Annotated in this window: 19 protein-coding genes; 10 read left to right on the top strand and 9 right to left on the bottom strand. The window is 60.4% G+C overall.

Annotated elements, in window-relative coordinates; all coding sequences use genetic code 11:
• Positions 1-62 precede the first annotated feature (62 nt).
• Positions 63-806, top strand: coding sequence for a phosphonate metabolism transcriptional regulator PhnF (gene phnF / locus BLR72_RS04085; RefSeq protein ID WP_091945353.1), 744 nt, complete (start codon positions 63-65; stop codon positions 804-806).
• Position 807: 1 nt separating this feature from the next.
• Here the strand turns inward: phnF and BLR72_RS04080 are convergent, their stop codons facing one another.
• Positions 808-1,419 carry a pyridoxamine 5'-phosphate oxidase family protein gene (locus BLR72_RS04080; protein ID WP_091945350.1) on the bottom strand — a complete coding sequence of 204 codons (612 nt, stop codon included), beginning with the start codon at positions 1,417-1,419 and terminating at the stop codon, positions 808-810.
• 139 nt (positions 1,420-1,558) lie between these two features.
• Between BLR72_RS04080 and BLR72_RS04075 the strand changes: the two genes are divergently transcribed.
• The gene (locus BLR72_RS04075; RefSeq protein ID WP_091945347.1) at positions 1,559-2,476 is read left to right on the top strand and encodes a sugar kinase; all 918 of its coding nucleotides are present in this window, start codon (positions 1,559-1,561) and stop codon (positions 2,474-2,476) included.
• Here BLR72_RS04075 and BLR72_RS04070 read toward each other — a convergent pair.
• The 3 genes from BLR72_RS04070 to BLR72_RS04060 form a co-directional block, all read right to left on the bottom strand.
• A complete protein-coding gene (locus tag BLR72_RS04070; protein ID WP_091945343.1) occupies positions 2,473-3,501 on the bottom strand; it encodes an aldose epimerase family protein in 1,029 nt (342 codons plus the stop codon). The two genes, BLR72_RS04075 and BLR72_RS04070, sit on opposite strands and share 4 nt — an antisense overlap.
• Positions 3,502-4,959 carry an NAD-dependent succinate-semialdehyde dehydrogenase gene (locus tag BLR72_RS04065; protein ID WP_091945340.1) on the bottom strand — a complete coding sequence of 486 codons (1,458 nt, stop codon included), beginning with the start codon at positions 4,957-4,959 and terminating at the stop codon, positions 3,502-3,504.
• A 142-nt stretch (positions 4,960-5,101) separates the two neighbouring features.
• Positions 5,102-6,058, bottom strand: coding sequence for an AEC family transporter (locus BLR72_RS04060; protein WP_091945338.1), 957 nt, complete (start codon positions 6,056-6,058; stop codon positions 5,102-5,104).
• A gap of 102 nt (positions 6,059-6,160) precedes the next feature.
• On the opposite strand from BLR72_RS04060, the gene BLR72_RS04055 reads away from it, so the two are divergent.
• From BLR72_RS04055 to BLR72_RS04030, 6 genes are all read left to right on the top strand, one after another.
• Positions 6,161-6,751 (top strand): histidine phosphatase family protein, encoded by a 591-nt coding sequence (locus BLR72_RS04055; protein ID WP_091945336.1) that lies wholly within the window; start codon positions 6,161-6,163, stop codon positions 6,749-6,751.
• A 105-nt stretch (positions 6,752-6,856) separates the two neighbouring features.
• Positions 6,857-7,138, top strand: coding sequence for an acyl carrier protein (locus tag BLR72_RS04050; RefSeq protein ID WP_027231748.1), 282 nt, complete (start codon positions 6,857-6,859; stop codon positions 7,136-7,138).
• A gap of 73 nt (positions 7,139-7,211) precedes the next feature.
• Entirely contained in the window at positions 7,212-8,396 is a 1,185-nt protein-coding gene (locus BLR72_RS04045) for a beta-ketoacyl-ACP synthase (RefSeq protein ID WP_091945333.1), read from the top strand.
• Between the two features lie 11 nt (positions 8,397-8,407).
• Positions 8,408-9,685, top strand: coding sequence for a beta-ketoacyl-ACP synthase (locus tag BLR72_RS04040; protein WP_091945331.1), 1,278 nt, complete (start codon positions 8,408-8,410; stop codon positions 9,683-9,685).
• Between the two features lie 26 nt (positions 9,686-9,711).
• Positions 9,712-10,740 carry a zinc-binding dehydrogenase gene (locus tag BLR72_RS04035; RefSeq protein WP_027231751.1) on the top strand — a complete coding sequence of 343 codons (1,029 nt, stop codon included), beginning with the start codon at positions 9,712-9,714 and terminating at the stop codon, positions 10,738-10,740.
• Positions 10,741-10,746: 6 nt separating this feature from the next.
• A complete protein-coding gene (locus BLR72_RS04030) occupies positions 10,747-11,676 on the top strand; it encodes a lipid A biosynthesis lauroyl acyltransferase (RefSeq protein ID WP_091945328.1) in 930 nt (309 codons plus the stop codon).
• 4 nt (positions 11,677-11,680) lie between these two features.
• On the opposite strand, the gene BLR72_RS04025 is transcribed toward BLR72_RS04030, so the two are convergent.
• The 5 genes from BLR72_RS04025 to BLR72_RS04000 form a co-directional block, all read right to left on the bottom strand.
• Complete coding sequence (locus BLR72_RS04025) at positions 11,681-12,583, bottom strand: dimethyl sulfoxide reductase anchor subunit family protein (RefSeq protein WP_091945325.1); 903 nt, start codon at positions 12,581-12,583, stop codon at positions 11,681-11,683.
• Between the two features lie 513 nt (positions 12,584-13,096).
• Positions 13,097-13,864, bottom strand: coding sequence for a 4Fe-4S dicluster domain-containing protein (locus BLR72_RS04015; protein ID WP_091945322.1), 768 nt, complete (start codon positions 13,862-13,864; stop codon positions 13,097-13,099).
• The gene (locus tag BLR72_RS04010) at positions 13,861-16,716 is read right to left on the bottom strand and encodes a molybdopterin oxidoreductase family protein (protein ID WP_091945319.1); all 2,856 of its coding nucleotides are present in this window, start codon (positions 16,714-16,716) and stop codon (positions 13,861-13,863) included. The genes BLR72_RS04015 and BLR72_RS04010 overlap by 4 nt, the downstream gene beginning before the upstream one ends.
• 355 nt (positions 16,717-17,071) lie before the next feature.
• A complete protein-coding gene (locus tag BLR72_RS04005; RefSeq protein ID WP_091945317.1) occupies positions 17,072-17,476 on the bottom strand; it encodes a hypothetical protein in 405 nt (134 codons plus the stop codon).
• Positions 17,473-17,781: a hypothetical protein gene (locus tag BLR72_RS04000; protein ID WP_139202492.1), complete on the bottom strand. Its 309-nt coding sequence runs from the start codon at positions 17,779-17,781 to the stop codon at positions 17,473-17,475. The genes BLR72_RS04005 and BLR72_RS04000 overlap by 4 nt, the downstream gene beginning before the upstream one ends.
• 165 nt (positions 17,782-17,946) lie before the next feature.
• On the opposite strand from BLR72_RS04000, the gene BLR72_RS03995 reads away from it, so the two are divergent.
• On the top strand, positions 17,947-19,218 hold the full coding sequence (locus tag BLR72_RS03995; RefSeq protein WP_091945310.1) for an acetylornithine deacetylase/succinyl-diaminopimelate desuccinylase family protein: 1,272 nt from the start codon (positions 17,947-17,949) through the stop codon (positions 19,216-19,218).
• A gap of 18 nt (positions 19,219-19,236) precedes the next feature.
• The gene (locus BLR72_RS03990; protein ID WP_091945307.1) at positions 19,237-20,721 is read left to right on the top strand and encodes an ABC transporter substrate-binding protein; all 1,485 of its coding nucleotides are present in this window, start codon (positions 19,237-19,239) and stop codon (positions 20,719-20,721) included.
• Positions 20,722-20,754 lie beyond the last annotated feature (33 nt).

Raw genomic sequence — 20,754 nt, 5'->3', positions numbered from 1 at the left:
TCTATACAACTAGACAATAAATCCATCTATAGGGATGGTCAATGACAGGAGCATGACAAAGCGTGACTTCAGCGCGATTCATTACGCGAAACAGCGGTGTCGCCATCTGGCGGCAGATTGCCGACCAGATCCGCGGCGACATCACGGCGGGGAGAATGGCGAGTGGCGCACGCATGCCCCCCGAAATCGAACTGGCCGCGCGATTTTCCGTCAATCGCCACACCATCCGAAGCGCAATTGCCGCGCTTACGAAGGAAGGCGTGTTGCGCGCCGAGCAAGGGCGAGGCACATTTGTCGCTAACAGCCGCAAGTTGATCTACCGCATCGGCGAGCGCACGCGGTTCTCGCAGATACTCGCAACGCAGGTGCGCGAGACCAAGGGCGTATTGCTCTCTTACCGCACCGAAGCGGCGACGCCCGAAATTGCCGCGGCGCTTGGCATGCCGAAAGGAGACGTAATCCGCATCGACACGCTGCACACGGCGGATGGCAACCCTGTCACCTGCTCGACGGCCTGGTTCGATGCGGCGCGCGTGCCCAACGCCGCCGAGGATTATCGTTCATCCGGATCGATAACATTTGCGCTCAAGGCTGCGGGAATAGACGATTATCTGCGCAAGTCGACGATTATCGCGGCAAGACATGCCGATGCCGACGACCTGCGCCACCTGCAACTGTCGCCGGGGGCGATCGTGCTCGTTGCGACTGCGATCAATGTCGATATGGATGGCCGTCCGGTCGAATATGCCAAGACCCGCTTCGCCGCCGACCGCATGGAAATTGCGATCGACAACAAGGCGCTTTGATCTACCACATGGTCTTGGCTGCACGCTGCGGCCATTCGCGGTCATAGGCCTCGCCGCCGACACGGTCTTCGCTGAGAGCGGCGAGAACCTGGCCGGGGGTCGGAAACTCTTTCGGCGAGCGATGATTCTTCGGATTCCAAAGTTCGGAGCGGATCAAGGCGCGGGCGCACTGGAAATAGGCCTCCTCCACCTCGACGACCATCACCGATCGCGGCGTTTTTTCTTCGACGGCGAAACTGTCGAGCAATGCCCTGTCCGTATCGAGGAAGGCGCGGCCATTGACGCGGAACGTCGTGTTGACGCCCGGGATCAGGAAGAGCAGCGCGACGCGCGGGTCGCGGACGATGTTGCGCAGCGAGTCGACCCGGTTGTTGCCGCGGCGGTCGGGGATCATCAAGGTGCGATCGTCATGGATGCGGACAAATCCCGCCAGATCGCCGCGCGGCGAGCAATCGAGCCCCTCCGGGCCGGATGTCGCCAGGGTCACGAACGGCGAGCCTTCGATCAGGCGGCGATATTCCGGCGTGATTCGGTCGGTGACCTTGGCCGTCGATGCCTCGGCAACACCGCTGTAAATCGCCTCGAGTTGTTCGATCGACGTGATGCGCGACATTCGATTCTCCGTGCAAATATGGCGCGGCTACCATTGCATTATTAAGCAAATATGACAGCCCCTGCCCCCGGAACTTTCCCATGACAGCAGTCGCCCACTCGTATATCAGTCGCAACCGACCGGATTTGCGGAGGACTTCATGAACGGATTTGCGGCTATCGGCGAGTGCATGATCGAACTCTCGGGCGCCAATGGCGACCAGTGGCGCATGGGCTTTGCCGGCGATACGCTGAACACCACCTGGTATGTTCGGGCCCTCGCCGATCCAGACCTCGCCGTCGATTACGTGACCGCATTTGGCGACGATCCCTTTTCCGTCAAGCAAAAGGCATTCTTGCGCGACAATGGTATCAACACGGCCCACAGCCCGACGATTGTCGGCGCCCGGCCCGGCCTTTACGCAATTACCCTGACCGGTGCCGAGCGGTCTTTCACCTATTGGCGCAATGACGCCGCTGCGCGTCAGTTGGCGGATGACGCCGATGCGCTGGCCAAGAGCCTTGAAGGCCGCCGTATCATCTATTTCTCCGGCATCACCATGGGCATTTTGAGCCCAAAGAGCCGCCAGACTGTGCTCAACGCCGTCAGCAATGCGCGGCGTCACGGTTCGCTCATCGTATTCGATGCCAATTATCGTCCGCGTCTGTGGGAAAATGCCGAGACGGCGAAGCAGGTATTGAGCAACGCGTTCCATGTCAGCGATATCGCCTTGCCGACATTCCCGGATGAAAACGCGCTCTTCGGGGACGTCACGCCGGCCGATACGGCTGCCCGCCTTGCGAGCTATGGCGTCAAGGAAATCGTCGTCAAGGATGGAACGGAACCGGCGCTGGTCGTTTCGGGAGGAGTGAGTACCAACGTGCAGGCCGCCAAAGCCAATGCCATCGACACGACCGGCGCTGGCGACAGCTTCAATGGCGGCTATATTGCTGCCCGCCTCGCCGACCTCGATCCGGTTGCGGCCGCAAAACGGGCGCATAAGGTGGCGGCGCGCGTCGTCGAATTTCACGGCGCGCTTGCCCCGATGGACGAAGCGCGCAAAGCCTTTGATGCTTAAGCCTGCTTTGCCTTATTGAAACTGTACTTGGTCATTTGGCTGTAGGTCTCCTGCGGCCGAAGTATTGCCTGCGGGAAATACGGGAAATGGGTTGAGTCCGGCCAGACCTGCGCCTCAAAACAGAAGCCGGCATAATTATCGTAGGTGCTTCCTGTCAGCCCGATCGGTGGACGCCCGCCCAGGGTATTGCCGGCATAGAACTGCACGCCGGGTTCCGTGGTCAGAACGTTCATCTCGACGCCCGACTTCGTGCCCTTGGCCGATGCGACCCGCCGCAGGGGCTGGCGCTGGCTCGAGAGGCAGAAATTGTTGTCATAGACCACCTGGGCGCCACGTTCTTCGCGGCGGATCGACCGGTAATCCCGAAAATCATGCGTCGTGCCCGCCACCGGGAGAACCCGCCCGTCGGGAATGAGATCGGCATCGACCGGCAGATAGGCCGCCGCATCGATGCGCACTTGATGGTCAAGCGCATCGGTTGCACCGCCATCATCGAGATTGAAGTAGCTGTGATGGGCAAGATTGCAGATGGTGGGTTTGTCGGTCACGGCATCCATTCGGATTGCGAGTGTGCCCTTTGATTCCAGCATATAGGTGCAGGTGATGTTGAGATTGCCGGGAAACCCCATCTCGCCATCACCAAGCTGGATGGTCAGCGTCACATAATCCGAGCCGACGGCGACGACGTCCCAGTTACGCTTGCCGGCACCCCGGCTCCCACCGTGAATATTGTGCCTATCGTGAAAATTTCTCTCCAGCGCATAGGTCTCGCCGTCGATCGTGAGTTCGCCGCCACGAATGCGGTTGATCGACCGGCCGACCGTCGCGCCAAGATAGGGCGAGTGTGCCGGATAGTCGACGAAGTCCTGGTAGCCCAGGACCAGCGGCGGTTCGTGGCCCTTGAGGCGCAGGTCCTGGATAACTGCGCCCCAGGTCAGAACCTTGGCGGTCAGCCCCCCGCCGGAGATCGTGATGCGGTGGACTGCTTCGCCCTCAGGCGTGTGGCCGAATAACTCAGTGTTCATTTAGAGGCCGAGACCTCCGACGCAGACATATTTCGTATCGAGATAGTCTTCAATGCCCTGATGTCCGCCCTCCTTGCCGAGCCCCGATTCCTTAACGCCGCCAAAGGGTGCCTCGACCGTGGTGATCATGCCTTCGTTGACGCCCACCATGCCGTATTTGAGCCCCTCGGAAACGCGGAACACGCGGCCGAGGTCCCGCGTATAGAAATAGCTCGCAAGGCCGAACTCGGTGTTGTTGGCAAGGTCGATCGCTTCCTGCTCGGTCTCGAATTTGTAGACCGGCGCCACGGGACCGAAAATCTCTTCCTTGGTGAAAAGCATGTCTTCCTTGGCGTCGCTGATGATCGTCGGCTCGTAGAAGCTGCCGCCGAGCGCATGGCGCTTGCCGCCGGTCACGACCTTGCCGCCCTTCTGCTTGGCATCGGCGACGAATTCCTCGACCTTGGCGACTGCCTTCTCGTCGATCAGCGGACCCTGTTCTGTACCGGTTTCGAGGCCGTCGCCGACCTGGAGTTTCTGGGTCGCCGCAGCGAACTTCTCAATGAACGTGTCGTAGATACCCGATTGAACCAGGAAGCGGTTTGTACACACGCAGGTCTGGCCGGAATTGCGGAATTTCGCGATCATCGCACCCTGGACGGCGCGATCGACATCCGCATCGTCGAACACGATGAAGGGGGCATTGCCGCCAAGCTCCATGGACACCTTCTTTACGGTGTCCGCCGCCTGCTTGATCAGGATCTTGCCGATCTCGGTCGAGCCGGTGAAAGTGATCTTGCGCACGAGGGGATTGCTGGTGATTTCGCCGCCGATCTCAGAGGCAGAACCGGTGAGGATGTTGACGACGCCCTTCGGAATGCCGGCCTCCTCGCAAAGCGCACCCCATACAAGCCCGGAATAGGGTGTCTGCGTGGCTGGCTTGACGACCGCCGTGCAGCCTGCAGCGAGCGCGGGACCGATCTTGCGTGCCAGCATCGAGGACGGGAAATTCCACGGCGTGATGGCCCCGATGACGCCAACTGGCTCCTTCGTCACGAGGATGCGGCGATCGGCCCAGGGCGATGGAACGATATCGCCATAGGTCCGCCGCGCCTCTTCGGCGTACCAGAGAATATAGGCCGCCGACATGCCGACCTCACCCCTGGACTCGAACAGCGACTTCCCCTGCTCCAGTGTGAGGAGTTCGGCCAGGGCGTCCTGGTTATCGAGGATCGCGTCGTGCAACTTGCGCATCATCTTGGCGCGCTCGAGCACCGATGTCTTGCGCCAAGTCTTGAAGGCCTCGGCGGCAGCGTCGATGGCGCGCCGCGTTTCGGCCTTGCCGGAATTCGGAACCGTGCCAATCTTCAGGCCGGTTGCAGGGTTGATGACGTCGATCGTCTTGCCGGAATCGGCGCCCACCCACTCACCATTGATCAGGTTTGCCTGCTTCATGAACGGGCTGGATTTCTGCAACATCATATTTCTCCCTGTGTTCGAAGGGTTATTGTTGTCCGTGAGTTCCGTGAAGGATAACCCTGCATCGCCTTTGGCAATGTGCGTCTCGTGAAGACGATGGGGCTACCCTGCTCCTTTTTGCCAAAAGCTGCAACTGCCTTGCCTAGCCGAAAATATGCGTGACGACGGAAACCCAGAACGCGAGCGTGAGGGCCGATAGCGCCGTTGCCATGACCATGGAATTCGAGGCGAGCGCCTGCCCGGTGCCGAAGCGCGTCGCAATCAGATAGGAGTTGACGCCGGCAGGGAGCGCGGCAGCGGTGACGGCAATCTTGGCGGTAAAGGGCGGCAGGCCGATGAGCAAAGCCGCAGCAAGGACAACAGCCGGCATCAAGAGGAGCTTGATTGCCGACATGACAAGCGAAGCGGCGATATGGCCTGACACACCGAATTTCTTGAGGCCGATGCCCATAGCGAAAAGGGCGACCGGACCGGCGACGCTTCCCAACGTCTGAATGAGCGAATCGGCAACGACGGGCATCCGCAGGCCAGTCAGACGCCATAGCCAGCCAGCCAGGATACCGATAACGAAGGGGTTGCGCAGCAGGCTTTTGAAGAATGAGGCGACCACCGCGGATAAATGACTCTCGCCATCGAACACACCGTCGCGGCGCAGGGCAAACTCGTGCAGCGTTATGGACGCGGCCATCATGATCGGCATGTGAACGGCGACAATCAGCGACAGGATGGCGAACCCCTCCTGCCCAAAGACACCGAGCATCAGTGGCATGCCCAGGAATACGAGATTGGAAAAGGCACCCGAAACCCCGGCGACGACGCCGGCGCGATTGTCGCGGCCAAACAGCACCTTGATTGCCAGATCGGATGCAATCCAGGCAACGACCACACCAATGAAGTAGCTGATCCACAATTGCCAAGGGGCAGCCCCGTGGAAATCGGCCGTCACCATGGTCCGGAACAAGAGAAGCGGCGCAGCGACGACAAAGACGAAGTCCGACAATCCATCGCCCACCCGCTCATCAAGCAGCTTGAACTGGGCTGCAGCATAGGCGATGGCGATCACACCGAAGACGACAAGGATTGTTTCAACGAGACCCATTACATTCCGCAATAGGCGGGCGCGCCATGCCGCGCAAGCAGTTCCAGGACTTCACTTTATTTTTCTTCGCCAAATCACCATTTCGCCTGATAAGGAGGCCAGATGTCGAGGCTGCTTATCCATCCCTTACGTGTCCATATGCTCGCGTTGGCGTTGAGCGCGCTCGCATTTCTTTCTACCGCCGAAGCGACGGATGCGGCCTGGGCGCGGGTCCAGCGGGGTGGATATACGATCCTCATGCAAGGCGCCGATGTTTCGGGAACGCTAAGTCCAACCGTCGATCACTCCGTCGACTGCTCGGCGACGCAGACGCTTTCTGATCGCGGCCGCCAGCTCGCGCAGAAATTGGGCGCGCGGTTTGCGGCGCGCGGCGTGCGTATCGATCGCATCCTGACCAGTTCCACCTGCAATGCGCGTGAGACGGCGCGCCTGTCGTTCGGCTCCATTCCCGCCGAGATTTTCAAGCCGCTCGATCCGCTCCCTGCCGATGACGCGGAAAAGGCCGCTGAACTCGAAAAGATCCGCGTTCTGATCACAGGCTTCAAGGGGTCCGGAAATCTGGTAATGCTGACCGATCGCGCCAATATAACGGCTCTGACGGGCGTAACTCCGCGGCCGACGGAAGCCGTGGTGGTTATCCCCAATGAAGAGGGTGAAGCTATTCATGTGGCTGGACGAATTATATTCGACTAGACGACGCACAACCTTGGGTCTTTCCATAGACCTTGAAAAACGTTAGATACCGGCTCATCAGACATCAGTGCCTTCGACGGGCACCGGAAGAAAAAGGAAAATCAATTGTCCGAAACATTCGACAAGGTTGCCGATATCATTGCCGAAACCAGTGAGATCGATCGCGACTCCATTACGCCGGAAAGCCATACGATTGACGATCTCGGCATCGATAGCCTTGATTTCCTTGATATTGTTTTTGCAATCGATAAGGCCTTCGGTATCAAGATCCCGCTCGAACAGTGGACGCAGGAAGTCAATGACGGCAAGGTCCCGACCGAAGAATACTTCGTGTTGAAGAACCTGTGCGCCAAGATCGACGAACTCGTCGCCGCCAAAAAGGCCTGATTTCCGAGCAACGATTCGGACCTGGTCAACTTCCACCTAACGGGGTGCACCGCGTGGACGGTGTTGCGAGACAATGCAGAACAACACCGTCGTCATCACTGGGATTGGACTGATCTCATCGCTGGGCGAAGGCGCCGATGCCCATTGGCAGGCGTTCAGCGGCAAGGCTGAACCGCGCACCGACAGTGAAACCTTCCGGCCATATACGGTCCACCCGCTCGGCGAGGTTGACTGGAACAATCAGATACCGAAGCGCGGCGACCAGCGGCAGATGGAAACCTGGCAGCGCATCGGCACCTATACCGCCGGCCTCGCGCTGCAGGATGCGGGCATCAAGGAAGACGAGGCGCTTTGCGCCACCATGGATATGGTCGTTGGTGCCGGCGGCGGCGAACGCGATGTTGCAGTTGATCTGCAGATCCTTGCCGAAGCGCGCGTGCGCAATGACCTCGGCACGATGCTCAACGAAAAACTATCGACGGAACTGCGCCCGACGCTGTTCCTCGCCCAGCTTTCCAATCTCCTTGCCGGCAATATTTCGATCGTCCACAAGGTCACCGGTTCCTCGCGCACTTTCATGGGTGAAGAGGGCTCCGGCATTTCTGCGATCGATACAACAGTTGCGCGTATCCGTTCGGGCCAGAGCACCCACGCTCTCGTCGGCGGCGCATATAACGCCGAACACCCGGACATGCTGCTCGGTTATGAGCTGAACAACATGCTGCTGCAGAATGGCTGGGCGCCGCTGTGGCAACGTGAAGACGCGGCCGGCGGCGGCATCGTCACCGGTTCGGGCGGCGCATTCCTGGTCCTCGAAAGCGAGGAACACGCGAAGAAGCGCGGCGCCCGCGCATATGCGGCGATCGACGGCGTTTACAGCACGCAGATCCGCCGCAGCCGCGACGACCTGAAAGAAACGATCGCCAAGCTTCTCGGCGCGGCAACGGCCGACTCGCCGGCTGACGTCATCATTTCCGGGGCATCCGGCGCCAAGCGCATCACCGCTGCCGAGAAGGCGGCGCTCGACGCATTCTCGAGTTCGTCCATACGCGGTATCGCCGGCAAGCTCGGTCATTTCCGCGAGGCGCAGTTCCCCCTGGTCGTTGGCCTTGCCGCGCTCAGCATCTATCACGGCACCGCTTTTCCCCCCATCGATCCCGACAATGAAAAGGCCGGCCCCGAGCGTGTCGACACTGCGCTGGCTACCTCGATCGGCGGCTCGCGCGGCGAAGGCGTTGCCCGTCTGGTCAAAGTTTAAGGATATGCCTCATGTCCAAATATACTGATCATCAGGGCCGCCCGCTTGTTGCGATTACCGGCCTCGGCGTTGTTTCCTCGCTCGGTCAGGGCAAGGAGGAAAACTGGGCAGCGCTGACATCCGGTACGTCCGGCATCCACAGGATCACCCGTTTTCCCGTCGATGGACTGCGCACGCAGATCGCCGGCACCGTTGATTTCCTCGAAGAAAGCAACAAGGGCGCTGTCGCGCTGTCGCAGAAACTCGGTTCTCTCGCCGGCGAGGAAGCGATCAAACAGGCCGGCCTCTCCGTCGATGATTTCGGCGGTCCACTGTTTCTGGCAGCGCCACCGGTCGAACTCGACTGGCGCAACCGCTTCGCGCTCGATGCGCTGATCCGCAATGAAGGCGAGCCGGGCTACGATCTCCTTCTCGCGGCCTGCCGCCGCGCGCCGCAGGTCGACATGTTCAATACTGTTGAGTTCGGCTACATCGCCGAACAGCTCGCCGAGAAGTTCGGAACGCGCGGCCTGCCGGTGACGCTGTCGACGGCCTGCGCGTCTGGCGCGACAGCGATCCAGCTCGGCGTCGAGGCGATCCGCCGCGGCGAAAGCGACAAGGTGCTGTCAATCGGCACCGATGGTTCGGTTTCCGCTGAAGCACTGATCCGCTTCTCGCTGCTCTCTGCCCTCTCCACCCAGAACGAGCCCGCTCACAAGGCTGCAAAACCATTCTCCAAGGATCGCGATGGCTTCGTCATGGCCGAGGGTTCCGGGGCGATGGTGATGGAATCGCTGGAAGCAGCCGTCGCCCGCGGCGCCAACATTCTCGGGATCATGCGCGGCTGCGGCGAAAAGGCCGACGACTTCCACCGCACCCGTTCGAAGCCGGATGGATCGCCCGCCATCGGAGCGGTCCGTGCAGCGCTCGACGATGCCGGCATCGCAGAGGATGCGATCGACTATATCAACGCCCACGGCACCTCCACGCCGGAGAATGACAAGATGGAATATCTCGCCCTGTCGACCGTGTTCGGGGAGCGCATCTCGAAGCTGCCGACGTCGTCCAACAAGTCGATGATCGGCCACACATTGACGGCGGCCGGTGCCATCGAGGCGGTATTCTCGATGCTGACGATCCAGACCGGCACTATCCCGCCGACGATCAACTACGACAATCCCGATCCAGCCATCGATCTCGACGTGGTGCCCAATGTGAAGCGCGAGGCGAGCGTTTCATCGGTGCTTTCCAGCTCATTCGGGTTCGGTGGACAAAATACCTGTCTTGTCATGACCGCAGAACCGAACTAATCCGTGGCCTGAACAAGGAAACGGATATGCGTGCACTACAGCTGATCGACGACCGCAAGCTCGAATTGGTCGATATTGCCCCTCCGCCCCCGCCTGGCGTCGGCGAGGTCACGGTGAATATCAGGGCCGTTGCGCTCAATCACATTGACGTCTGGGGCTGGCGCGGCATGGCCTTCGCCAAGCGCAAGATGCCCCTGACGATCGGCGCGGAAGCATCCGGCGTTGTCGATGCGATCGGCCCGGGCGTCAGTTCGGTGCTGCCCGGACAGCTTGTTTCGATTTACGGCGCGCAGACCTGCGGCCTTTGTCGGCCCTGCCGCGAAGGCCGCGACAATCTCTGCGAACACGTATCCGGGGTCCATGGCTTTCACCTTGACGGCTTTGCCCAGGAAAAAGTCAACTTGCCGGCGCGCCTCCTCGTCCCGGCGCCTCCCGGCGTCGACGAGATCGGCGCTGCGGTCGCGCCCGTTACCTTCGGTACGGTCGAGCACATGCTCTTTGACAACGCCAAGCTCGAGCCCGGCGAGACGATCCTCGTACACGCCGGAGGGTCGGGCATTGGCTCGGCCGCGATCCAGCTTGCCAAGAAGATCGGCTGCACAGTCATTACGACTGTCGGTTCCGACAACAAGATCGAGAAGGCGAAGGCGCTGGGCGCCGACCACGTCATCAACTACCGCGAAGATCGCTTCGAAGGTGTCGTGCGCAAGCTGACGAAGAAGAAGGGCGTGGACGTTGTGTTTGAACATGTCGGCGCGGACACCTGGGCGGGTTCCATGCTGTCGCTGCGGCGCGGCGGGCGTCTTGTCACGTGCGGCTCGACATCCGGCGTATCGACGAACATGAACCTGATGATGCTGTTCCAGCAGCAGTTGAAGCTGCTCGGCTCCTTCGGCTGCCGCATGGAGAACATGGCGGATGCGATGCAGAAGATGGCGCGCGGCCTCGTTCATCCGGTCATCGATACGCAAGTCGGTTTCGATGAAATCGACACGGCGCTGAAACGGATGGAAGGCCGGGACGTTTTCGGCAAGATCATCCTGCGCATCAACTGATTTCCGATGAAGCTCAATACGAAACTTGCTCTGTTCCGGTGGAGCCAGAGGCTCAAGTCGTTTAACTACTGGCTGACGGCGAATGTCGTCTTCGGCATTTTGTGGCTGTTGCGCCGCCTGCCCGCACGGGCAGCAATGGATTTCATGGACGCCGCGGCGCGTAAGATCGGTCCGCTGATGGGACGTCATCGCGTCGCCATGAACAACCTGCGCAAGGCCTATCCGGAAAAGTCCGAGCAAGAACTGCAGGACATCGCGCGCGACATGTGGGGGAACATGGCGCGCCTTACTGCCGAATATGTCTTCCTCGACGCCATCTTCGACTATGATCCGCACAGCGACAAGACCGGGATCATCGAAGTGCACGGCCGGGAAATCTTCGAGCGCCTGCTCGGGGAAAAAGACCGGCCGCACATATTCTTCACCGGGCATACGGGCAATTTCGAACTCTTGCCAATCTGCGCCGCGACATTCGACTTGAATGTCACAGCGCTGTTTCGCCCGCCGAACAATCCCTATGTCGCCAAGCGCATCCTGGGCGCTCGCCGCACCAATATGGGGCACCTCGTTCCATCGAAGGCCGGGGCGGCATGGTCGCTCGCGACTGTCCTCAATGCCAACGGCAATGTCGGCATGCTCGTCGACCAGAAATTCCGCCGCGGCATCCCCTCGACCTTCTTCAATCGCCCCTGCAAGACCAATCCGCTTCTGGCTAAGCTCGCGCGCCAATATGATTGCGATGTCTATCCAGCCCGCTGCATCCGCTTGCCCGGCGGCCGCTTCCGCCTCGAACTCGAGGAAAAAATGGAACTGCCGCGCGACGAAAAGGGTGCGGTAGACCTTGCTGCCACTGTGCAAGCCTTGAACGATAAGGTTGAGAGCTGGGTGCGCGAGTATCCCGGCCAGTGGATGTGGTTCCACAAGCGCTGGAACTGATCACCTAGTAATAGTTCATCACCGCGTGCCGGGCCTCGGCGAAGAAGAGCCAGCGCTCGGTAAGGAGGCCGAGAAGATGCGCGAGGACGCCTACGGCAAGGACGAATTGTGCCAAGAGGCCGCCGCCAATCGCCATGGCAGCAAGCAAGGCAACGACCGGCAGCACGATGCCGCTCAGGAACGCTATCATCCAGAGCTTGGCCGCATGCTTGCGGGCAACGCGAAAGCCCATTTCGCGCGTCAAGTAATTCTCCAGCGCGTGAGGACGCTCGAACAACCGCACCTTGCCGATATGTCCGAGCCCGGTTGCCGTCTCCGGCGTCGACAGGGGAACGAGTGTCATTGCCCCCTTGCGCCAGATCATCTTGGCGACAAGGGCAAGCAGAATGAATGACAACGCCAGAAGCTCGAGACCGAGCGCGCCTCCGGCAAAACTCGCCGCAAGCAGAAACCCGCCGGCCAGCGAAAACAGCAGGAAGCAAAGCGGCGTCAGCGGGGTATTCCAGTTGCCGACGGTCTTGAGCGACGCGTAGATCATCGATGTGCAATAGACGGTGATCAGCGCGCCGGCGACGGTGATCAGGCCAAGCAGCACATCGTGGCGATCGCCGAAGACAGCCAGTGCGGCGCTCAAGGTCAGCGGCACGAAGGTTGCGATCGCCATCACTCCTTCGCGCGACAGCCAGCTCGATCGCCATTGGCTGAGCGCCCTCCACGCGCGCTGGGGATTGCCGAGATGGAGAAGCGACGACGACAGCCCGATGCCGATCAGCCCAATCGAAACGACATAGGCGATCTTGGTCGAGAGCGAGGCCGGATCGAGAAAGCCAAGCCCGAGGACAACGGCAAGACCATAGCCAAGGCCGGACAGGGTCGTGAAGACGATGATCGAATAGGCTGGATGCATTTATTGCGGCCTCGACATTGCGGGGACGCGGAGATGTTGAGCGTTACCCCCCTCTGTCCTGCCGGACATCTCCCCCACAAGGGGGGAGATCGGATGGCCGCAAGCCTGTGTTCCAATTGGTACGGCGGTAGTTAGGCAAACCCGTGAAGCAGGCTGATCTCCCCCCTTGTGGGGGAGATGTTCGGCAGGACAGAGGGGGGTGGGTGCATCATCGGTCAATGACTTTCGAATGCAGGGCGCCGCCTTTCCCTCCCCCTTGTGGGGAGGGTGGCTGCGCAGCAGCCGGGAGGGGCGTGCCTGGTAGGGAACAAATCGCTTTGCCGTCGCAAGGACCCCGCCCCGGACCTTCGGTCCGACCCTCCCCACAAGGGGGAGGGAAGCACGGAATCCGCCGAGCCCAAGGGTTTGCTGATTTGTGAAACGGTCCGCTGCCGATCGATCTCCCCCCTTGTGGGGGAGATGTCCGGCAGGACAGAGGGGGGTATCGTAGGAATGCAACCCTGACATGCTAACTCACATCCGATCGAGCGCTCTGTCGAGCCAGGCAAAGAAACCGGTCGCACCTTCGCTGTTCTCGGCAAGCGGCACCAATGGCGCACTCTCGCTCAGTGCCTTTCGCGGGCGCGGCGGCAAGTATTTGTTGGTCGGCCGCGTCCCCTGCTCCGGCATCAGATCGAAACCACCGCGCTCCGCCACCATGATCGACACCTCGGATGTCGGATCGCCGAGATCGCCGAAGTGGCGCGCGTTGGCGGGACATGTGCGAACGCAGGATGGTATCCGGTCCTCCTGCTGCAACGTCTCGTTGTAGATGCGATCGACGCACAGAGTGCATTTCTTCATGACACCGGCGGCGAGATCCATCTCGCGTGCGCCATAGGCGCAGGCCCAGGCGCAGAGCCCGCAGCCGATGCATTTGTCCTCGTCGACAAGCACAATGCCATCTTCAGCTCGCTTGTAGGAAGCGCCGGTCGGGCAGACCGTGACGCAGGGCGCATCCTCGCAATGCAGGCAGGATTTCGGAAAATGAACGATGCGCGCATCGCCTGCTTCCCCGATGACTTCACCACCCTCCGGCACCACTTCGAAACTGTGAATGCGGTTGAGAAACGTGCCCGACACGTCGTCGCCGTAAGGATGCTGGTCCGAGAGTGCATTGCCGTAGCCGCCCGTGTTCCATTCCTTGCAGCTGATGACACAGGCATGGCAGCCGACGCAGACATCGAGATCGATGACAAGGCCGAGCTTCCTGGAGGTGCGGTTTTGCGGCAGGCTGGTCATTTGAGCGCCCACTCCTGACCGTAGCGAATCTCTTCGGCCCCAGGCTTCTGGCTGCCGGGCCGTTCAATGGCACCAAACTGCGGCTCGCTCATCGCATCGCCTTCCTCGGCCTTTTCGATACGGACGCGCAAATCATACCAGGCCGCCTGTCCGGTGATCGGGTCGGAATTCGACCAGCGCATGCCGTCGGCCTTGGGCGGCAGGAGTTCATGGATGAGGTGGTTGAGCAGGAATCCCTTCGTCGCCTCCGGCGCATCGGGCGCGAGAGCCCAGGCGCCCTTGCGCTTGCCAATGGCGTTCCATGTCCACATGGTGCGCCCGTTTACCGCCTCTGTCCGCGCAATCTCGCATTTGATGCGGCCATGATGCGAGATTACCCACGCCCAATCGCCGTCGTTGAGCCCAAGCTCGTCGCAGATCCCACCCGGAACATAGAGCGGGTTGCGCGTATGGATTTGCCGGAGCCAGGCATTTTGCGACCCCCAGGAATGGTACATCGCCATCGGACGCTGCGTCAGCGCGTGATAGGGAAAGGCGTTCGTGTCGATGCCCTGTTCCTCGAACGGCCGGTACCAGTCCGGCAGCGGATCGAAGCAATCGATGAGGCGCTGCCTGTACGCTTGCGGCGCAACCGGCTGGCGCACGCCCTCGGCGGACAGACGGAACTTCTGCAGCGTCTCGACATAAAGCTGGATCGTGACCGGCTGCGGGGCGTCGAAGAAGCCCATATCGATGGCAAATTGCTGGTAGGCCGCGTTATGATGCTTGAAGTAGAGCGCTTCCTCCGGAATGTGCTTCACCCAGAAGGCGCCGTGTTCGATATATTGCTTGAGCTGATCCTTGTTTGGCGCGCCCCTGCCCTCATCCTCGCCAGCCTCGCCGCGAAAGCCGGAAAGCGGCCCGATGCCGGGCTTGCGCTGGTGATTGACGATGTAATCGGCGTAATCCTTGTAGAGCGCTTTGCCATCCGCATCGACGAAGCCGGGCAATTTCAGGCGTGCACCAAGATCGATCAGTGCCGACTGGAAGCCGCGCACGTCGCGGTCGGGTTTCAGCACCGGCCACCGGATTGCGTCGCAAGCCGCTTCCGGCTCCGAGATCGGACGATCGAGCAGTGAAATGCAGTCATGGCGTTCGAGATAGGTCGTATCCGGCAGAACAAGATCGGCATAAGCCACCATTTCCGACGAGTAGGCGTCGGAATAGATTATCTTGGGTATCCTGTACTCGCCTGTCGCAGGATCGCGCTCCTCGAGCATCCTGATCGTGCCGCGCGTGTTCATCGACGAGTTCCAGGCCATGTTGGCCATGTAGAGAAAGAGCACGTCGACGGGATAAGGGTCGCCCGCCGAGGCATTGGCGATCACCATATGCATCATGCCATGGGCCGAAAGCGGCGCCTCCCATGAAAAGGCCTTGTCGATCCGTTGCGGCTTGCCGTCTGCGTCGACCAGTAGGTCCTCCGGCCCCAGCGGATAACCGAGATGGGGTCCTGCCAGCGGCTGGCCAGGCCTCACATGCTCAGGCTTGCCGTGCGGGCGAGGATGAGCCGTGGCGGGTTTCGGATATGGCGGCTTGTAGCGATAACCGCCGGGGCAGTCGATCGAGCCGATGATGGTCTGCAGCACGTGCAAAGCACGGGCAGACTGGAACCCGTTGGAATGGGCGGAAACTCCGCGCATGGCGTGAAAGCTGACCGGGCGCCCGATCATCACCTCGTGCTGTTCTCCCTTCATGTCCGTCCACGGCTGCGCAATGACGATCTCTTCCTCGAAGGCGACCCGCGCGATTTCGGAGGCAAGGCCGCGAATGGTTTTTGCGTCGATCCCGGTTTCGGCCGCCACTGCCTCCGGCGCATACTTCGGATCGAGATATTTTTCAGCCATCAGGCGAAGCACGCTGCGCACCTTGCGATTGTCGGCAGTCGTGAAATCCGCGTTGAGATCCGCGACATGTCCGGGCTCGTCAAATCGAACGAGTGCCCCGGTCGCGCGGTCGCGCACCAGTGCCTTGCCGAGATCGTCGCGCAGAAAGAGCCCATGATCCTCATGACCCGGATCGTCGATCACCAGCCAGGGGGCGTTGGTGTAGCGGCGCAGATAGTCGAGATCGATGCGGCCGGTGCGAAAGAGTTCATGGATAATGGACAGGATCAGCAGGCCATCGGTGCCAGGCCGGATGCCGATCCAGTTGTCGGCGACGGCGGAATAGCCGGTGCGGACGGGATTGACCGAAACAAAGCGCGCGCCCCGCTTTTTCAGCTTGGAAATGCCTATCTTGATCGGGTTGGAATCGTGATCCTCGGCAACGCCGAAGAGAACGAAAAGCTTGGTCTTGTCCCAATCCGGTGCACCGAACTCCCAGAACGCACCGCCTATCGTATAGATGCCGGCGGCCGCCATGTTGACCGAGCAGAAGCCGCCATGGGCCGCATAATTCGGCGTGCCGAAATTCTGCGCCCAGTAGCTGGTCAAGGCCTGCGACTGGTCGCGCCCGGTAAAGAAAGCCAGCTTCTGCGGCGCATTTTCTCGTACCGGTTGCAGCCAATCGACGGCGAGCGACAGCGCCTCGTCCCAGCTGATTTCCCTGAATTGGCCGGAGCCGCGCGGCCCGGTGCGCAGGAGCGGCGCCCGCAGGCGCGCGGGCGAATAGTGCTGCATGATGCCGGCAGAGCCCTTGGCGCAGAGCACACCCTTGTTGATGGGATGATCGCGATTGCCCTCGATATAGCGGACCTTGCCATCCTTCAGATGGACATCGATGCCGCAGCGGCAAGCGCACATGTAGCAGGTGGTCTTGCGAACTTCATCACCAACCGGCTCCGACAGGGCAAGGTCTGGTTCTGAATTCATCTCTTGAGTCGCCCCGCTGTTTGCATACCCGATTGTTTCACAATGCGTAGTGAAAACAATCCTGTAACAGTCGATCAGTTGCAGTTTGGCGAAGCGTTTCAGCCTCGACTGCGAGAGCCTGCCCGACTCGGAGGCATTTTAGCGGTTTTGCAGCGGGGTATTGTAGGGAAAGCGGCACATGGCTTTATTTGTGCAGACAAATCGCAACCGGGCGCGAATCAGGACCGATCGGCACGCCGCCGCTTGTACATGGTCCAGGCGTCGCGGATCTCCCGCAACGGCATCTGGGGATCAATGATCCTGGCCAGCGGCACAATGTCCGCGAGCGACCCAGCCTTGGGCCGCTCCACGCATATCAAATCGATGAGCCGTTCGCGCCGATCGAAAAGCGGCGGAATTTCCAAAGGCCCATCGTGTCGGCGGTCCAGGCGCCCTGGCGAACCATGCGGCGCCTCGCCTTGAGGAAAAGCACTGCTGCCAGCGCCGCGATCAAGAGGCCGGCGCCTACGTTCCAGACCATCGAGATACCGACGGCTATTAGGATGACGAGAACCGGGATGAGGCGGCGAAACCAGGTTTCGACGACGGCGTCGCGGTCGGCCTTGAGCCGGCGCTCGCGCATCAGTTCAGCCTTTTCGTGCCTGGTCATCACGACACCTTCAAACATGACGGCACAAGGGTCATAACCTGCGGCTTCGGGGTCGAAAGCCTCGTCAATACGTCGTTGGCGGCGATATTCCGCCAGAGTCCAGCGTGTCATTTTACGAGTTCTACAGCCAAATGGGGCATCGGCACGTCAGCATGTGATGGCGCAAGCAGCGCCAGCGCAAGGATAAGGCCAATAACGCAGAGGACACCAATAGCACAGGAGCCGCGGCGCTCGTCGGAGCTGCCTTCGTGCTCTTGTTCCATGCGTGCATATTCAGTCTCTGCTACTCGTTCTTCGCGGAGCATCGTCGTGGTCCTGTTTGGTGAAAAAGTTGCCGTTACATTGCGGCGATTGACCAGATGGCCCTTGTCGAGTTCAAGTTCAATCGGGTGCGACAAAACTGTACAAATGCGCAATTTACTTGCTGCGAAGGGCCACTTTGTAACGCTTACTTACGTTTGCCGGGCATCCGTCAAAGAAAGTGCAAAGTAGTGCAATGCATTCGTGAACCTGTTGCAATGGCGCCTTGGCGCAGCACTTGCCTCTTGCCAAATCAGCGGGTCCCCTGATTTGATGCGCGCATGGACGAAAAGCTGCGCCGGGCCATTGATAGACGCCGTGACGACCTGGTCGCGCTGACGCGAGATCTCATCCGCTTTCCGACGATCAATCCGCCCGGCGAAGCCTACACGCACTGCGCCGAATATCTGGCGAAGCGCCTGCAAAAATCCGGATTCGAAACGCAACTGATTCGGGGCGTCGGCACGCCGGGTGATACTGACCGCTATCCGCGCACCAATATTATCGCCCGCTTCGACGGCCGCACCCATGGCCAGACCGTGCATTTCAACTCGCATATCGATGTCGTCGATACCGGTGAGGGCTGGACGGTCGACCCGTTCGAGGCCGTGGTCAAGGACGGCAAGATTTATGGTCGCGGCGCCTGCGACATGAAAGGCGGACTGGCGGCATCGGTCATTGCCGCCGAAGCCTTTCTCGAGGTCTATCCGGATTTCGCCGGCGCAATCGAGATTTCCGGCACCGTCGACGAAGAGTCGGGCGGATTTGGCGGCGTCGCTTTTCTTGCGAGCAAAGGCTTTTTCTCGAAGCCGCGTGTCGACCACGTCATCATTCCCGAACCGCTGAACAAGGACCGTATCTGTCTCGGACATCGCGGGGTGTGGTGGGCCGAAATCGAGACCAAGGGTGAAATCGCCCACGGTTCGATGCCGTTCCTCGGCGACTGCGCGATCCGGCATATGAGCGCGGTGCTCGACGCCTTCGAGAATGAGTTGTTCCCGGCACTCGACAGGAAACAAACCCGGATGCCGGTCGTACCGGAAGGCGCGCGACGCTCGACCATGAACATCAACGCCATCCATGGCGGCCAAACCGACGACTATTCCGGCCTGCCCTCGCCCAACGTGCCGGATTCCTGCCGGCTGACGATCGATCGCCGCTTCCTGCTTGAGGAAGATATTGCCGAAGTGAAACGCGAGGTCACCTCGATCCTCGACCGGTTGCAATGGGAACGGCCGAAATTTCACTACGAGATTCGGGACATCATGGAGGTGCAGCCCATCATGACCGAGCGCGACGCGCCGGTGGTGACAGCGGTGGCGGAGGGCATCCGGACCGTATTCGGACGCGAGCCCGCCTATGTGATTTCGCCCGGCACCTATGACCAGAAGCATATAGCCCGCATCGGGCTCCTGCACGATTGCATCGCCTATGGGCCCGGCATTCTCGATCTCGCTCACCGGCCGGACGAATATGTGGGCATCGACGACATGCTCGAATCCGCTAATGTCATGGCGCTTGGGCTCAAGATTCTCTTGTCCGGATCGGTTTGACCTGTTGGGAGTGGTTGAATGAACAATTTCGCAAAATCGGCACTGGTGGGCGCGGCCCTGGCGCTGCTCACCTCGAGCGCAGCCTTTGCCGCGCGCGCCGATCTCGTGCTCGGCATCGTCCTCGAGCCGCCGCATCTCGATCCGACAGCAGGCGCGGCTGCTGCCATCGACGAAATCGTCTACGCCAATATCTTCGAAGGGTTGACCCGAATCGGGCCGAAGGGCGAAGTCCTGCCGGCGCTGGCGGAAAGCTGGACGCTTTCCGACGACGGCAAGACATACACGTTCAAGCTGCACAAGGACGTGAAATTCCACGACGGCACCAGCTTCGACGCGGAAGACGTGAAGTTCTCGCTGGACAGGGCGCGCGGCGGCGACTCCACCACTGCGCAAAAGGGCCTGTTTGCAGCAATCGATACAGTCGAGGTTGTCGATCCGTTGACGGTCAAGGTCACGCTGAAGCAGCCGAGCGGCGACTTCCTTTATAATATGGGCTGGGGTGACGCCGTCATCGTCGCGCCGGAAAGCGCCCAAACCAACAAGGAAAAGCCGATCGGCACCGGGCCATTCAAATTCGATAGTTGGGCTAAGGGATCGCAGATTGTTATATCGAAGAATGCGGCCTATTGGGGCAAGCCGGCCCTGCTCGACAAGGCGACATTCCGCATCATCCCCGATCCTGCCGCCGCGACCGCGGCGCTGCTTGCGGGCGATGTCCAGGCTTTTCCGGTGTTCCCGAGCTATGAAACCATCGCGCAGTTCGAGGCCGATCCGCGTTTCAAGGTCGTCATCGGCACCACCGAGGGCGAAACCATCCTCGGTATGAACAACAAGAAGCCGCCTTTCGACAATTTGAAAGTGCGGCAGGCCATCGCCCATGCGATCGACCGCAAGGCGCTCATCGACGGTGCGATGTTCGGGCTCGGAACCCCCATCGGCTCGTTCTTTCCGCCGCACCACCCTGCCTATATAGACCTGACATCGGAAACGGCTTTCGACCCTGAATTGTCGAAGAAGCTTCTTGCGGAGGCCGGTCACCCCGATGGGTTCAAAACCACGCTGAAGCTGCCACCGCCGACCTATGCGCGGCGCGGCGGCGAGATTATCGCGGCTGAACTGCGCGACATCGGAATCCAGGCTGAAATCGTGCCGCTCGAATGGGCGCAATGGCTCGATCAGGTGTTCAAGAACAAGGATTACGACATGACCATCGTGTCGCACACCGAGCCGAACGATCTGAATATTTTTGCCCGCGACGACTATTACTTCAACTACGACAATCCGGCTTTCAAGGATCTCATCAAGCAGATCGATGCGACGTCCGACGACGCCAAGCGAACGGAGCTATACCAAGAGGCGCAGAAGATACTCGCGACCGATGTTCCCGCGGCTTTCCTGTTTCAACTGCCCAAGACCGGCGTCTGGGATGCCAAGATCGAGGGCCTTTGGGAAAACGGCCCGATCCAGGCCAACGACCTGACCGCTGTGAAATGGGTGGATTGAGTTTGCACCTGACGGAGGGAGGTGTGATCGATC

The organism is Phyllobacterium sp. YR620 (genome assembly GCF_900104165.1).
Taxonomy (GTDB): Bacteria; Pseudomonadota; Alphaproteobacteria; order Rhizobiales; family Rhizobiaceae; genus Phyllobacterium; species Phyllobacterium pellucidum.
The sequence above is the reverse complement of the archived record's forward strand: the minus strand, read 5'-3'. Positions and strand labels throughout refer to the sequence as shown.

Bases quoted from the DNA above. Each gene is read 5' to 3' on its own strand.
- BLR72_RS04080 (WP_091945350.1), bottom strand. From the start codon at position 1,419: ATGTCGCGCATCACGTCGATCGAACAACTCGAGGCGATTTACAGCGGT.
- BLR72_RS04075 (WP_091945347.1), top strand. From the start codon at position 1,559: ATGAACGGATTTGCGGCTATCGGCGAGTGCATGATCGAACTCTCGGGC.
- BLR72_RS04070 (WP_091945343.1), bottom strand. From the start codon at position 3,501: ATGAACACTGAGTTATTCGGCCACACGCCTGAGGGCGAAGCAGTCCAC.
- BLR72_RS04065 (WP_091945340.1), bottom strand. From the start codon at position 4,959: ATGTTGCAGAAATCCAGCCCGTTCATGAAGCAGGCAAACCTGATCAAT.
- BLR72_RS04060 (WP_091945338.1), bottom strand. From the start codon at position 6,058: ATGGGTCTCGTTGAAACAATCCTTGTCGTCTTCGGTGTGATCGCCATC.
- BLR72_RS04055 (WP_091945336.1), top strand. From the start codon at position 6,161: ATGTCGAGGCTGCTTATCCATCCCTTACGTGTCCATATGCTCGCGTTG.
- BLR72_RS04045 (WP_091945333.1), top strand. From the start codon at position 7,212: ATGCAGAACAACACCGTCGTCATCACTGGGATTGGACTGATCTCATCG.
- BLR72_RS04040 (WP_091945331.1), top strand. From the start codon at position 8,408: ATGTCCAAATATACTGATCATCAGGGCCGCCCGCTTGTTGCGATTACC.
- BLR72_RS04035 (WP_027231751.1), top strand. From the start codon at position 9,712: ATGCGTGCACTACAGCTGATCGACGACCGCAAGCTCGAATTGGTCGAT.
- BLR72_RS04030 (WP_091945328.1), top strand. From the start codon at position 10,747: ATGAAGCTCAATACGAAACTTGCTCTGTTCCGGTGGAGCCAGAGGCTC.
- BLR72_RS04025 (WP_091945325.1), bottom strand. From the start codon at position 12,583: ATGCATCCAGCCTATTCGATCATCGTCTTCACGACCCTGTCCGGCCTT.
- BLR72_RS04015 (WP_091945322.1), bottom strand. From the start codon at position 13,864: ATGACCAGCCTGCCGCAAAACCGCACCTCCAGGAAGCTCGGCCTTGTC.
- BLR72_RS04010 (WP_091945319.1), bottom strand. From the start codon at position 16,716: ATGAATTCAGAACCAGACCTTGCCCTGTCGGAGCCGGTTGGTGATGAA.
- BLR72_RS04005 (WP_091945317.1), bottom strand. From the start codon at position 17,476: ATGACACGCTGGACTCTGGCGGAATATCGCCGCCAACGACGTATTGAC.
- BLR72_RS03995 (WP_091945310.1), top strand. From the start codon at position 17,947: ATGGACGAAAAGCTGCGCCGGGCCATTGATAGACGCCGTGACGACCTG.
- BLR72_RS03990 (WP_091945307.1), top strand. From the start codon at position 19,237: ATGAACAATTTCGCAAAATCGGCACTGGTGGGCGCGGCCCTGGCGCTG.